Below are 13,352 nucleotides of genomic sequence, written 5' to 3'. Positions count from 1 at the left end.
GGAGTAACAGTGGACAGCATATTTGAAAAAGATGAAGTGAGTCTAACACCTTTAGAACCACCAATATACACCCCGCCAGTCACTCAATATTATGCAGACTTTAACAAGAAGGGAAACATAATCGGATTTTATGTCAACGACATTCACGGTGACAACATCCCGGAAACAGCGATCTCGATCTCGCTGAATGAATGGAAATTATACTCTGCAAATGCGAACGCATATAAGTTTGATGGTGAGAGAATTCGGGAAAAGAATCAGGAAGAAATTGATGAGGAATATGTAAAACCGGAGCCGATCTCGAAAACTCCAGAGCAGGTAAGTATCGATCAAATCGGATCTCAACTTGTACAACGTGAACTCGAATCGTTGGAAATAAAAGAACAGAATCAGGCAATGGGCAGTCACATTGTCGGATTGGAATTGCGAGTTTTAACACTAGAAATTAAACCGGAAGGGGATGGAGAGAATGTTTGAGAACGATTTTGATAGATTGAAGTATTACTTCCAAAAGAAGTGGGCCGAGGAACCGCAGCTTAGGCAGTATGTAGCATTTGGTGTTATAACTCCAGAAGAGTTTACATTAATTACAGATATTCAATATGCATAACACCGATAGCGCCCAATAAGGCGTCTTTATTTTGCCCTCATAACTTTATGGGGGCTATTTATATTGATATGGGGGATAGGATATGGACGATGTGCAATCCGAGACATTGCAACGAATTACCAGAGTGGAGACTAAGGTGGACAACATGGACGACAAATTAGATAGGGCAATAAATGCAAGTGAGACAGCAGTTAAGGCTTTGTCGTCTGCGGATTCCGCGCACAAACGAATTAATCGAATTGAGAATAACCAAACATGGCTCTGGCGTACATTTGCCGGGGCTTTTGTTTTAGCGATTGTTACATTTATTATCTCTGGTGGGCTTAAATAAGAATAGAAAGGATGATATATATGGAATGGTCAGTAATATTTAATTTAATTGACCCCAAATTATTTGTTGTTGTGGCTGTATGCTGGGTGCTTGGAATTATGTTGAAGAAAACGCCGAGAGTAGCAGATTGGTCTATTGTATACGTAGTTACTTTATTTGCTGTGGGGCTTACGATCTGGATTTTAGGATTTAGTTCTGAGTCCGTTATACAAGGTATATTGTGCGGGGCGTTTGCCGTCTACGGGAATCAGCTAGTCAAGCAAGCCAGAAAGGGAGTTGATCAGCAGTGATCTACCGCAAAGATCATTTACCTAAAGGGATGGCATATAATCGTCGTCCTGGACTCTTTATGTCCGCCACAACTATTACTATCCATAATACAGGTAATCTATCTAGCACAGCAGCGAATGAGCGTAACTGGCTCACGAATCCATCAAACGACCGACAAGCCAGTTATCACATAGTTATAGATGAGAGAGAGGCTATTGAGTGTCTACCTTTAACGGAGAGCGCATGGCACAGTGGAGACGGTAGCGGATCTAAAAGTGGCAATCGAACTAGCATTGCTATAGAGATATGTGAGAGCGGTAATTACGCTAAGACACTAGATATTGCTGTTGCACTTATTGCCAATATGTTAAAAGAGCGTGGCTGGGACGTGGATAGGTTGCGTAGGCATTGGGATTGGTCGGGTAAGGTATGTCCAAGGCTGATGTACGATGATGGAAAGTGGACAGGTTGGATAGATTTTAAAAATAGAGTGTCCAAAGAACTGGCGGGAAAGGAAGTAGGTCTGGTGGTCAAAGCAAATCTAATTGTATATGGAAAGAAGATCGAGGATGCATTGTTAGTGGACGGTAAAACATATGTCCCATTGCGGGCGGTGGGAGATGCGCTTGGAGTTAAGACAGCTTGGGAAAATAAGAGTAAGACTGCTATGATTACAGAGTGATTTTATCCCAATATAGAATGTTTCAAATGAATTGTAATACAATCGCACATCGGAGACAGCGGCAAGAATCCACAAGCATCGGCTAAATACCCCATCAACCTTAAGTGGCTGGTGGGGTATTTTTTGTTTAGATATGTACCTTAAATCGTGATGTCTGCTTGGTGTCCAGGTACATAAGTAGTTTGGTTGTTTTGTTCGAATCTAATTGGTAACGGAATTTTCTCTTTGCGTAAAATAGGTTATAAGATTGTCTTGCTTTGCATGACAGTGCAGATTAGATCCTTTTTGCTATGAATGATAATCCCTTCCTAATCATAATCTCATTATAGAGTTGTACAACGAATTCGCTCAATCCCGATTTAGTCTTGAAAAGGAGCAGTGATCCATGATGATAAATCAGAGCTTAAATGATGTCCTCTCGTTTGCTTCGGTATTAGTTGTATTCGTGATGGCGGTCGTTCAACTGGTCAAGACGACCATTAATCTACCTAAAAAAATTATTCCGCTAGTGGGGGTGCTTATCGGGCTGTTGTTGGGACTAGCGTTTTACCCCTTTACAGATTTACAGACGATAGAAAGGCTATGGGGTGGGGGATTAGCAGGATTATCAGCTACAGGTTTTTTCGAGTTAGCTTTCAATAAACGAGTAGGTAATACGATAGATAATGGTGATCGAGATAAAAATAAAGATAAAGATAATAAGGATAACGATAAAAAGTAATGCTAGGATCGGTTGAATTCAATATTCGATGTCGAATACACAACTTGCCAGTGGATACAATTATGATATAATTGTATCCATATGAGTGTTATGAATAAAATGCATTGATGGAGTAAAGTAAGCAGTGCCTCTTTACAGGGAGGAAGCGCCAGTTGATTGAGAGCGTTTCTACAGAAATAGGCTGCTGAAGTTCCCTCCGGAGCAGTTCCTTGAACTTGAGTAGGGGATACCGGTTCACGATCCGTTACATCGTTTAAAGTGAGGGATTTGTATTTAGCTACGCAGTGATAAGAGATGCTGCTAAGTTTAGATGCATGTTTTCTAACAAGGGTGGTACCACGGTCTTTTCGTCCCTTTTCCGGGAGGAAGGGCCTTTTTTGTTTTAAATACACTGTACATTATGAATTGAGGGGGCTTGAAAGGCTATGAAAGAGAGATTAGAAGCGTTGAAGATTGAGGCACTGGCCCAGTTGCAAGAGGTGAGCGGCCCAGAACAGCTGAATGATCTGCGTGTGAAATATTTAGGTAAGAAGGGCGCATTGACTGAAATTTTACGGGGAATGGGTTCATTAAGTGCGGAGGAAAGACCAGTGATAGGCCAAGTTGGAAATGAAGTTCGCGCTGCCATCGAGACCGTGATCGAAGACAAACAGAACGCTTTTCAAAAAGAAGAGACTGAGAAACGTCTGCAAGCAGAAAAAGTTGATGTTACATTGCCAGGACGCAGAATGCCTCAAGGGGGCGTTCATCCACTCAACAAAGTTATACAAGACATTGAAGAAGTATTTATTGGCATGGGATATAACATCGCAGAAGGACCTGAAGTGGAGACGGATTATTATAACTTTGAAGCACTTAATCTTCCAAAGGATCATCCAGCTCGTGATATGCAGGATACCTTTTATGTTACAGAGGAATTATTGATGCGGACACAGACTTCTCCCGTGCAAATGCGTACGATGCAGAGCATGGATGGCGAGTCGCCAGTCAAAGTGATCTGTCCAGGAAAAGTATACCGCCGTGATGATGATGATGCGACACACTCCTTCCAGTTCAATCAGATCGAAGGTCTTGTGATCGGTGAGAACATTCGTATGAGTGATCTCAAGGGAACGTTACAGCAGTTCGTTCAAGAAATGTTCGGTCATAATACAGAAATTCGCCTTCGTCCAAGTTTCTTCCCGTTCACAGAGCCTAGTGCGGAAGTGGATGTCACATGTGTGAAATGTGGGGGAAGTGGATGTCGTATATGTAAACAGACAGGCTGGTTAGAGATTCTTGGTTGTGGCATGGTACACCCGAAAGTATTGAAAGCGGGCGGCTATGATCCTGATAAATACAGTGGATTTGCATTTGGAATGGGTGTAGAGCGGATTGCGATGTTGAAATATGGGATTGACGATATTCGTCATTTCTACAATAGTGATATGGCTTTCTTGAAGCAGTTCGCAAGGATTTAATTTAAAGGAAGAAAGGGGATCATCATGAAAGTATCAATGGAATGGCTGAAGGATTACGTTGCTCTAGAGAACGTGGACGCAAAGGATCTAGCGGAGCAAATTACACGTGCAGGTATTGAAATAGATGTGGTTGAGAATCGCAATAAAGGTGTAAACAAGATTGTTGTTGGTTATGTGGTAAGTAAAGAGAAGCACCCGGACGCTGACAAGTTGAATGTCTGCATTGTAGATGCAGGGCAGGAAGAACAATTGCAGATCGTTTGTGGAGCGAAGAATGTGGAAGCGGGTCAGAAGGTGCCAGTTGCACTGATTGGTGCTACAATGCCAGATGGCATGCAGATCAAGAAGGCGAAGCTACGTGGCGTTCCATCTCAAGGTATGATCTGTTCCGCTAAGGAATTGGGCTTGAATGATAAGTTATTGCCTAAGGATCAACAGGAAGGGATTCTGGTTCTACCTCATTCTGTAGAGATCGGTACCCCGATTAGTGATGTACTCGGATTGGATGACTATGTGCTTGAATTCGATCTCACACCTAACCGTTCAGATTGTTTAAGTATGCACGGTGCTGCATATGAAGTTGGGGCTATTCTAGGTCGTGAAGTTCACATTGCAGATCCATTGGATATGGCTCAGGAAATAGACGAGGCAGCTGCTAATCATATATCGGTAAAAATTAGTTCGCCAGATTATTGCAGCCACTACGCTGCTCGTTATATTACAGGAGTGGTTCTCAAGGCCTCACCGCAATGGATGCAGAATCGCTTAATGGCTGCGGGTGTACGTCCGATTAACAATATCGTAGATATTACGAACTATGTCATGCTTGAATATGGCCAGCCACTTCATGCCTTCGACGCAGATAAGCTGAATAATGGTGCCATTGATGTTCGACTCGCCAAAGCGGGAGAGACGTTGATCACTTTGGACGGACAAGAGCGTAAGTTGGAACCACATATGCTTCTAATTACCGATGGAGTGAAACCAGTAGCACTTGCAGGTGTTATGGGTGGAGCTAACTCTGAAGTGACAGAGCAAACGGTGAATATATTGTTAGAGTCAGCTCATTTCGCTGGGAGCATTGTACGTAAAACTTCTCGCCAGCTAGGTCTTCGTTCCGAAGCTAGTCTTCGGTTTGAGAAAGAAGCCGATCGTGGTGCAGTTATTCCAGCATTGAACAGGGCTGCAGCGCTTATGGCTAGTTTTGCTGGAGGTGAAATTCATCAAGGGATTGTAGAATCTGTCGAGACATCTGTTGAAGAATTAACAATTGCTTTAGGGATTGATAAGTTGAATCGTATTTTGGGTACGGAACTATCTATGCTTGAAGTGAAAACGATATTTGGTCGCTTAGATTTTGATTGTGCGGATACGGCTCAAGGGGTTATTGAGGTCAGTGTTCCAACTCGACGTGGTGACATTACAAGCGATGTTGATCTTATGGAGGAGATTGCTCGACTCTATGGGTATGATAACATTCCAACGACAGCCATTGAAGGACCGACAATTCCTGGGGCTTACACGAAGCCTCAAGCTTTACGTCGTGAATTACGGAGATTGCTTACTCACGGAGGATGGCAGGAACTGATTAGCTACTCATTTACCCATCCAGATCAGACAGCCGTATTCCCGGCATTAACGACAGGGAGCAAGCCGGTTAAGTTGTCCATGCCGATGAGTGAGGAACGTAGTGTTCTGCGTACGAGCATTATTCCTCAGTTGTTGGATGCTGCCACTTACAATGTGAATCGGAAACATCCGGATTTGGCATTGTTTGAGATGGGGAGTGTATTCTTATCAAAAGAAGAGCTCTTGACTACACAGCCGAAAGAACTACCCGTTCTGTCCTTGCTCCTTAGTGGGAATTTAGGTCAGAAACAGTGGAATGTTAATCCGGTGAAGGTTGATTTCTTCGATCTTAAGGGAACGCTTGAGACGTTGTTTAATCATCTTGGTGTGCAGGATTCCGTTACCTATGTAGCCAATCAGCCGCAAGGGTATCATCCTGGTCGTTCTGCTTCAATCTACCTGAAGAACGGTGCTGGTGGACAAATGTTGCTAGGTACACTGGGTCAGGTTCATCCTCAATTGCAAATTGATCGTGATCTGGAAGACGTGTATGTGGCTGAAATCTTGTTACAGCCTCTATTTGATTACACCGACTATGAGGTCAAATATCGTGATTTACCACGGTATCCTGCTGTTGAACGTGATATTGCGGTTGTCGTAGATGACAGCACAGAAGCGGAAGCATTACTTGCCACGATTCGTGAGATTGCAGGAGAACTACTCCAGACTGTACAGGTATTTGATGTGTACACAGGTAGTAAACTAGGTGACAATAAGAAGAGTGTTGCCATTTCACTCGTATATCGCCATCAGGAGCGGACATTGACGGATGAAGAAATAACTTCGTTGCATAGTACAGTTGTTACGGCATTAGAAGAAACTTTTGGTGCTGAATTAAGAAAATAGCAGGAATAGAACATAGTCATATCGAATCCATAGACATAAAGATTCGGTGTGGCTTTTTTTTAATAGGAAAATTTGTTAGAATCTATAATAAGTGAGAGTTCAAAAAGTCGGATTTTCAGCACCGGAAGGACCGGCTGAATTCAATATTCGATGTCGAATAGACCTCATGGTATACTTCGTGATCAAAAGATGACTTTTTAAATTTCCTATGTAATTGATCTTTGTTAATCAGACATCTAAGAGTAACTCACATAAGAAGGAGGGAACAACAGTGAATTTACCCGAACGTACTCGCGTTACCGTGGAAATCTACGGGAGCTCTTATAAAATTGTCGGAAGTAGTTCTGACTATATGAAAAAAATTGCACAGTATGTTGATGAACGAATGAATAGCATTTCAAAAAGTCACTCTCGACTTGATACGCCAAAAATCGCGGTACTCGCTGCTGTCCACATGGCTGAAGAAGCTATTCAAACACAGGAAGTTCGCAATGAATTAAAGATGCTTACTGGAGAGCGAAGTGAACTTAAAGCCGAGATCATTCAACTGCAGGAGAGTCGTACTGAACAGAGTGAGAACAATCTGAAGCAACAGGAAGAGTATTCTATTATCGTTAAAGAAAAAGAAGAACTTCAAGCAGAGTCTATGCGGGTAAAGGCTGAATTAGAGAAGAAGCTTGAGCATACGATGTCTTTGCTACAGCAGGAGACACAGAAGAATCAGCAATTAACGCAAAATCAAGCCAATCAGGAGCAGAAGAATAAACACTCCCTTCAAGGTTTAGAAAAGCAACTGATAGATCTTCGAAATAGTAATAATCAATTACAGACTAAGCTACATCAGGCTGAGAAGGATTTGAAGGAAGAGCAAGATGTTCATGCACTATTGGATGAGAAGTATAAACAATCGGTTCAAAGGGAGCAAACAGCGAAGGTTGGGGAGAATGCTTTACAAAGTAAGATTGCCAAATTAAACAATGAAGCAAATACGATGAAGGCAAGCCTAACCAAATCCGAAACGGAATGCCAAGCGATACAAAAGTCACTCGAAGCGCAAACTTCTTCATCTCTTAAGTTTGAAGATGAAGTGAACAGATTGCTTGCAGAAGTGAAATCGTGGAAGATGCTGGAGGATTCAAGAAATAAAGAAATGGCTGATTTGGAGCAACAGATCTTACTTGCGAACGAACAGAATGAGACACTTGAATCTGGCATGAAGCTACTTCATGATGAACTAATCGTATTGAAGGAGCAAACTGAGCTGGAGCTGAATAGACGGCGAATGTCTGAGGATGAATTATTACATCTTCAGTTACAGTATGAAGAGGTACAAGGGTCATATAGTGATACGCAGAAACAATTTGAAGATGTAAGAGCTGAGAAATTGACGTTGTTAGAAGAGAAGAAAGAGAATGATCAGCTGTTGAAAGTTCTGCAAGTTAAAGTAACCGAAGCGGGAAGCCATGAGGCAGAGCGACTAAAGGAACTTGAAATAGCCCAACATTCTCTGGCGAACTGGAAAGAGCGGTATAGTCAGCTTGAGAGTAAACAATCCGTGTGGATTCAAGATGAACAGAAGTTAAAGGAAGAACTGGATATTTGGCAACAGGAGATCGCAACTACGGAGCAGAAGTGGGATGAGCTACGGGGAGAGAAGGAAACTGTGGATTTAGAGTTGCTTGATATTGGAGAGTCCTTCGAGCTTATGGCTCATCAATACCGACTTCTACAGGTAGAGCATGACATGAAGATAGAGCAAGAGAAGCAGCTTAAAGAAGAACATCTCAAACTTAGTGAGGAATATAGGAAGTTGCAAACTGAATATAACGAGTGGATTGAACTGATTGAGCAGGATCAAGAGTAATACTGCGTGATCAAAAGATGACATCTTTAATACATGAGAATCCCCCCGTTTCAAGAAAGGAGTATTCACTTTCTTAAACGCGGAGGGATCGAAGTGTATTATTCGACGATTAATTTGGATATCATACCGCTGTGCCCAGTGCCGCAAAATACGGAACAGATAATTTCATATTCCCCTGTCTCGTCAGGCGTGATGACTTTGGACGATTTCTTAGTGGACAATTGGAGGTCTAATCCAGGAATCATAATACCGTGGTTACCCTCCTCATTTTCGAACACAATCTTCACAGGTACACCTTTACTGATACGATACTCTTGTTGGTCAAAGCTATAATTTGTGGCTTTAATAATAACCTCTTGGGCTGGAACCTCTTCGGCTGGAGCAACCCCGGTATCTGAAACTCCGTTATTTGATGACTTTGTTGAGGAATCATTCCCTCCACACGCAGTTATGGCGATCAATAGCACACAACTCATCATGTAAACAAGTACTTTTTTCATGATTTTATCTCCTCCATATCTAAATACTGTGACAAATATAGTAATATCATAACGTATAGATACCCTGTTTGCACATGATCATTTGAAGGATTGGTGAACAAACTGTTAAAGTTCGCTATGTAGTCAGATAGAAAAGCCCCTGTTCAGAAACAGAGGCTTAACTGATGTTGCTAATTCGGGTTGCTAACGACTTGGTGGAATTTATCGATGGTCACGCGCTGCCTCATAAGGTGTAGCTACGGGAATGAAGAGGTCGATAATTCCAATGACCAACGCTGCAAGCAGGGCGCCCAGCAAAGTTACGCTGACCCCACTGACGATGAATTGGGCAATATAGATTACCAAAGCACTCACCAGAAAACCGACGATACCTCGACCAAAGGGATTTATTCGTTTACCGAATATTCCCTCGACAACCCAACTTAACAAGGCGATCACTAGAGCGAGTACAAGAGCGCTCCAGAAACCTCCGACAGAAAATTGTGGGACAATCCAACCCACAACCATTAACACAAGTGCAGCTACAATGAATCTAACGATATGACCTAGGAAATGCATGCATTTGGCCTCCTTTACACATGATCTCATTGTTATGCAAGAGTTATTGTACGCAATTATCGGGAACATTATGTATGGAAAGATTCACGAATAGCGAATTTGGAGTGGTTTGGCTATAATAAAGGCAAGATTGAAAGGAGTAGTGAACATTCTTGGACGACAAAATTTTGCATACGTTGGAATATCGCAAGATTTTAAATAAATGTTCGGGTTACACCCAAACAAGCATGGGAAAACAGATTGTTGACCAACTTAAACCTGATACCAATATAGACGTTGTTCTGTTGCTGTTAAAAGCTACAGATGAGGCTTATACCGTAGATCGATTAAAAGGGACTCCTCCCTTCGGTGGGATTACCGATATTACAGCAGCTACGAAGCGAGCGCAGCTGGGAGGGACATTGAATCCCCATGAACTACTTGCTGTTAGTAATACTATTTATGGATCAAGACGTATTAAACGTTTCATTGCTAATATCCACGAAGATGAAGAAGTTGAAATACTATTCAGTCTTAGCGAAGGGATTTCAGAACAGAAAGTTCTTGAAGATGCGATTAAGTCATGTATAGATGAAAGTGCTGAGGTCATGGATTCTGCAAGTACAGAACTAGGGCAAGTGCGAAGAGAACTTAGATCTGGGGAGAGTCGTATCCGTGAGAAGTTGGACTCTATGATTCGTTCCTCCACGGTTTCGAAGATGCTACAGGATCAACTGGTTACTATTCGAGGAGATCGCTTCGTTATCCCAGTGAAGGCAGAATATCGCTCTCATTTCGGTGGTATCGTTCATGATCAATCGGGTTCGGGCGCAACAATGTTCATCGAACCAGAGGTTATTGTGGTGATGAACAATAAACTGCGAGAATTACGGATGAGGGAAGAACGTGAAATTGAAGTTATTCTTCAGAAATTAACGGCCCTTGTTGGGGATCAAGCCGAAATGCTGCTTATTGATATTGATTTGGTGGGACAACTGGATTTCATATTTGCAAAAGCGAGATTGGCACATGTGATGAAGGCGACAATGCCAAGAATGAACGATCGTGGATACTTAAATTTGAGAAAAGGGCGGCATCCTCTGATCCCGCTGGATCAAGTGGTCCCTCTAGATGTAGAGCTCGGTAATTCTCATACATCCATCATCGTTACAGGTCCCAATACAGGAGGAAAGACGGTTACTTTGAAAACCATTGGACTTCTGAGTCTGATGGCTATGTCTGGTTTGTTTGTGCCAGCCGAGGAGGAAAGTCAGCTTTGTGTGTTTGATGCTATTTTTGCAGATATTGGGGACGAACAGAGTATTGAGCAGAATCTGAGTACATTCTCCAGCCATATGACTAATATTATTCGTATACTGAAGCAGATGACTACGAAGAGTCTTATCCTTCTAGACGAAGTAGGAGCTGGGACAGATCCTGCGGAGGGCTCAGCACTAGCGATATCCATCCTAGAACATATCCATCGGTTCGGGTGCCGAATGGTTGCAACGACGCATTACAGTGAGTTAAAAGCCTATGCCTATGAGCGCAAAGGACTTATAAATGCGAGTATGGAGTTTGATGTGAACACATTGAGTCCAACGTACCGCCTGCTGATTGGTATTCCTGGTAGAAGTAATGCTTTTGCTATCGGAGAGCGATTGGGATTACCGCAGAATATATTGGATTTCGCTCGTGGTGAAGTGAAAGAGGAAGATATGCGTGTGGAGCATATGATTGCATCTCTTGAGGAGAATCGTCTTCGCGCCGAGAACGAACGGGCAGAGGCTGAGAAGATTCGAATGGAGATGGAAGTATTAAGAAGAACCCACCAACGAGAGCTTGAGAAGCTAGAGCAGTCACGTGATAAGCTATTAGAGAAAGCGGAACTTGATGCACAGGAAGTAATCAACAAAGCTCGCTCAGAGGCCGAACGAATTATATCTGATCTACGTGAACTTGCTATGGCTGAAGGAGCTTCAGTGAAAGAACATAAGTTGATTGCAGCGCGCAAACAATTAGAAGAAGCAGAACCGAAGCAACGGAAGAAAATCCCTGCGAAGACTCAGAATAAAGCTCGTACGATTGAATCAGGTGATGATGTAAAAGTTTATAGTCTCAACCAAAAGGGGACTGTTGTTGAGCTGATAGGTAACAAAGAAGCGCTAGTCCAATTAGGTATTATGAAAATGAAAGTAAGTCTGGATGATTTGGAACTGTTAAGTGCTAACAAGTCTGACAAACCACAAATCCAGAAGCAAGTAACGATGGTTAAGCGAACTAGAGATGATAATATTCGCACTGAATTGGATCTTCGTGGAGACAATCTAGAAGAGGCGTTAATGGAGGTGGATCATTTCATCGACGAAGCTTTTTTAAGTAATCTAGGTCAGGTCCACATCATTCATGGTAAGGGTACAGGAATATTACGAACGGGCATTCAAGACTATCTTCGCAAACATAAGCATGTAAAGAGTTATCGTTTAGGTAATTATGGAGAAGGTGGAAATGGTGTTACCGTTGCTGAGTTACATTAAAATGTAAGTTTGAAAAGTAAGACAGTAGGAGGATCATCCCTATGAAGAATTTGGCACGTATATTATTTGTGGCCGCTATTATTTTCTTTGCGGCGGGTATTATATATTTGAAGAATAGCTAGGAGGAATATGACATGGAAACAACGGTGTGCCCATGGTGTCAGACGGAAATTGTATGGGATGAAGAACTAGGTCCAGAAGAGGAATGTCCGCATTGCCAGAACGAGTTGAATGAATATCGTACACTCAGCATTGATCTTGATGAGGATGAGCTAGAGGAACAAGTAAGCACTCAAGCCTACGATAAACCAGTGAATCCTGTCCAGACTATTCAGCCATTCTGGGAGCAAGATATGATAACTACGACACCTGCATTTCGTGCGCTTGATAAATACGAGAGTAGTCATGATCTAATGAACTACGAGGAAATGGTTGAAAAGGTGTTAGATCATCAGGAGGAAGTACCTGAATGCCCTCATTGTCACGAATATATGTTGCTTACTGGGCAACAGCAAATAACAGGTACTGGTTGGAAGCCGGCTGTAGTACCAGCGCTACAGGGATCTGTATTGAATGCACCATTTTCAGTAGACATCTATGTATGTACGGGTTGTTTCCACGTTCATACTACGCTGTGTGAGGAAGATCGCTTAAGACTTATTCAAGGATTAAGTAAGTAGGACACAACTAATATAGTTGCATCATATACATGATCAACTAGCTTTTTGGAGGGTATGCTATGAGGATAGTTTCTTCTATGCATAAACCTTTTAATATTGTAGTATATGTATTAATCTCTTTTTCGCGGGTATATTATTTGATTATTATCAGTGCCCACAAAAAGCAAGCACTGGAGGGTAACTTATGAAGGAACTTAATGAACTGGAAATGAAGGTGTTAGACCTTCTGAAAGAAGATGCTAGAATGACGCCAGCTTTACTGGCCACTCTTATTGGTGTCGATGAAGTGGAAATTATAACGGCGATAGCAGAGCTTGAAAGTGAGCATGTTATTGTGAAATACGCGGCTGTTGTGAATTGGAGTAAGGTTGAAGATGAGAAGGTAACAGCTCAGATTGAGGTACAGATTACGCCTGAACGTGGGCGCGGGTTCGAGGGGATTGCAGAACGTATTTATTTATATCCGCAGGTGAAATCCGTTTTTTTGATGTCCGGGGCATATGATTTACTTGTTGAGATTGAAGGACGTAACTTAAGAGAAGTTGCAAATTTCGTGACTGAGAAGTTGTCCACGATCGATTCTGTTCTATCCACAAAGACGAATTTTATTCTAAAAAAATATAAACAAGATGGGATTATATACGAGGAGCAAGAAGAAGAACCTCGACTTATGATCTCGCCGTGA

At 42.2% G+C, this 13,352-nt stretch carries 14 protein-coding genes and 1 other annotated feature; of the genes, 12 read left to right on the top strand and 2 right to left on the bottom strand.

Going from position 1 to position 13,352, the window contains the following annotated elements:
* Positions 1-9: 9 nt before the first annotated feature.
* From ACP8HI_RS16485 to zapA, 9 genes are all read left to right on the top strand, one after another.
* Positions 10-477 (top strand): hypothetical protein, encoded by a 468-nt coding sequence (locus ACP8HI_RS16485; protein ID WP_438347288.1) that lies wholly within the window; start codon positions 10-12, stop codon positions 475-477.
* Entirely contained in the window at positions 470-610 is a 141-nt protein-coding gene (locus tag ACP8HI_RS16480; RefSeq protein WP_438347287.1) for an XkdX family protein, read from the top strand. Before ACP8HI_RS16485 ends, ACP8HI_RS16480 begins: the two co-directional genes overlap by 8 nt.
* 82 nt (positions 611-692) lie before the next feature.
* Positions 693-941 (top strand): hemolysin XhlA family protein, encoded by a 249-nt coding sequence (locus ACP8HI_RS16475; RefSeq protein ID WP_438347286.1) that lies wholly within the window; start codon positions 693-695, stop codon positions 939-941.
* A gap of 20 nt (positions 942-961) precedes the next feature.
* Positions 962-1,231 carry a phage holin family protein gene (locus ACP8HI_RS16470; RefSeq protein WP_438347285.1) on the top strand — a complete coding sequence of 90 codons (270 nt, stop codon included), beginning with the start codon at positions 962-964 and terminating at the stop codon, positions 1,229-1,231.
* Positions 1,228-1,893, top strand: a complete 666-nt coding sequence (locus tag ACP8HI_RS16465; RefSeq protein WP_438347284.1) for an N-acetylmuramoyl-L-alanine amidase — start codon at positions 1,228-1,230, stop codon at positions 1,891-1,893. Before ACP8HI_RS16470 ends, ACP8HI_RS16465 begins: the two co-directional genes overlap by 4 nt.
* Before the next feature lie 388 nt (positions 1,894-2,281).
* Entirely contained in the window at positions 2,282-2,614 is a 333-nt protein-coding gene (locus ACP8HI_RS16460; RefSeq protein WP_438351867.1) for a holin, read from the top strand.
* Between the two features lie 95 nt (positions 2,615-2,709).
* Positions 2,710-2,972, top strand: a binding site (T-box leader).
* Between the two features lie 67 nt (positions 2,973-3,039).
* Positions 3,040-4,074, top strand: a complete 1,035-nt coding sequence (pheS, locus tag ACP8HI_RS16455) for a phenylalanine--tRNA ligase subunit alpha (RefSeq protein WP_438347283.1) — start codon at positions 3,040-3,042, stop codon at positions 4,072-4,074.
* A 24-nt stretch (positions 4,075-4,098) separates the two neighbouring features.
* Positions 4,099-6,549, top strand: a complete 2,451-nt coding sequence (pheT, locus tag ACP8HI_RS16450; RefSeq protein WP_438347282.1) for a phenylalanine--tRNA ligase subunit beta — start codon at positions 4,099-4,101, stop codon at positions 6,547-6,549.
* A gap of 271 nt (positions 6,550-6,820) precedes the next feature.
* Positions 6,821-8,413: a cell division protein ZapA gene (gene zapA, locus ACP8HI_RS16445; RefSeq protein ID WP_438347281.1), complete on the top strand. Its 1,593-nt coding sequence runs from the start codon at positions 6,821-6,823 to the stop codon at positions 8,411-8,413.
* 98 nt (positions 8,414-8,511) lie between these two features.
* Here zapA and ACP8HI_RS16440 read toward each other — a convergent pair whose 3' ends face one another.
* Both ACP8HI_RS16440 and ACP8HI_RS16435 read right to left on the bottom strand, forming a co-directional pair.
* Positions 8,512-8,913, bottom strand: a complete 402-nt coding sequence (locus ACP8HI_RS16440) for a cytochrome C oxidase subunit II (protein WP_438347280.1) — start codon at positions 8,911-8,913, stop codon at positions 8,512-8,514.
* Positions 8,914-9,114: 201 nt separating this feature from the next.
* A complete protein-coding gene (locus ACP8HI_RS16435) occupies positions 9,115-9,471 on the bottom strand; it encodes a phage holin family protein (RefSeq protein ID WP_438347279.1) in 357 nt (118 codons plus the stop codon).
* A gap of 152 nt (positions 9,472-9,623) precedes the next feature.
* Here ACP8HI_RS16435 and ACP8HI_RS16430 point away from each other — a divergent pair, with 152 nt between their 5' ends.
* The 3 genes from ACP8HI_RS16430 (at position 9,624) to ACP8HI_RS16420 (ending at position 13,352) form a co-directional block, all read left to right on the top strand.
* A complete protein-coding gene (locus ACP8HI_RS16430; protein WP_438347278.1) occupies positions 9,624-11,987 on the top strand; it encodes an endonuclease MutS2 in 2,364 nt (787 codons plus the stop codon).
* Between the two features lie 134 nt (positions 11,988-12,121).
* Positions 12,122-12,667, top strand: coding sequence for a hypothetical protein (locus tag ACP8HI_RS16425; RefSeq protein ID WP_438347277.1), 546 nt, complete (start codon positions 12,122-12,124; stop codon positions 12,665-12,667).
* 184 nt (positions 12,668-12,851) lie between these two features.
* Positions 12,852-13,352, top strand: a complete 501-nt coding sequence (locus ACP8HI_RS16420) for an Lrp/AsnC family transcriptional regulator (RefSeq protein WP_438347276.1) — start codon at positions 12,852-12,854, stop codon at positions 13,350-13,352.

It is taken from the genome of Paenibacillus sp. FA6, assembly GCF_051550225.1.
GTDB lineage: Bacteria > Bacillota > Bacilli > Paenibacillales > Paenibacillaceae > Paenibacillus_AQ.
Note: the sequence above shows the minus strand (reverse complement) of the source record. Positions and strands in the feature narration are given on the sequence as shown.

What these genes read in the sequence shown, in the direction of transcription:
- ACP8HI_RS16480 (WP_438347287.1), top strand. Translation starts at nt 470, where the DNA reads ATGTTTGAGAACGATTTTGATAGATTGAAGTATTACTTCCAAAAGAAG.
- ACP8HI_RS16475 (WP_438347286.1), top strand. Translation starts at nt 693, where the DNA reads ATGGACGATGTGCAATCCGAGACATTGCAACGAATTACCAGAGTGGAG.
- ACP8HI_RS16470 (WP_438347285.1), top strand. Translation starts at nt 962, where the DNA reads ATGGAATGGTCAGTAATATTTAATTTAATTGACCCCAAATTATTTGTT.
- ACP8HI_RS16460 (WP_438351867.1), top strand. Translation starts at nt 2,282, where the DNA reads ATGATAAATCAGAGCTTAAATGATGTCCTCTCGTTTGCTTCGGTATTA.
- pheS (WP_438347283.1), top strand. Translation starts at nt 3,040, where the DNA reads ATGAAAGAGAGATTAGAAGCGTTGAAGATTGAGGCACTGGCCCAGTTG.
- pheT (WP_438347282.1), top strand. Translation starts at nt 4,099, where the DNA reads ATGAAAGTATCAATGGAATGGCTGAAGGATTACGTTGCTCTAGAGAAC.
- ACP8HI_RS16440 (WP_438347280.1), bottom strand. Translation starts at nt 8,913, where the DNA reads ATGAAAAAAGTACTTGTTTACATGATGAGTTGTGTGCTATTGATCGCC.
- ACP8HI_RS16435 (WP_438347279.1), bottom strand. Translation starts at nt 9,471, where the DNA reads ATGCATTTCCTAGGTCATATCGTTAGATTCATTGTAGCTGCACTTGTG.
- ACP8HI_RS16425 (WP_438347277.1), top strand. Translation starts at nt 12,122, where the DNA reads ATGGAAACAACGGTGTGCCCATGGTGTCAGACGGAAATTGTATGGGAT.
- ACP8HI_RS16420 (WP_438347276.1), top strand. Translation starts at nt 12,852, where the DNA reads ATGAAGGAACTTAATGAACTGGAAATGAAGGTGTTAGACCTTCTGAAA.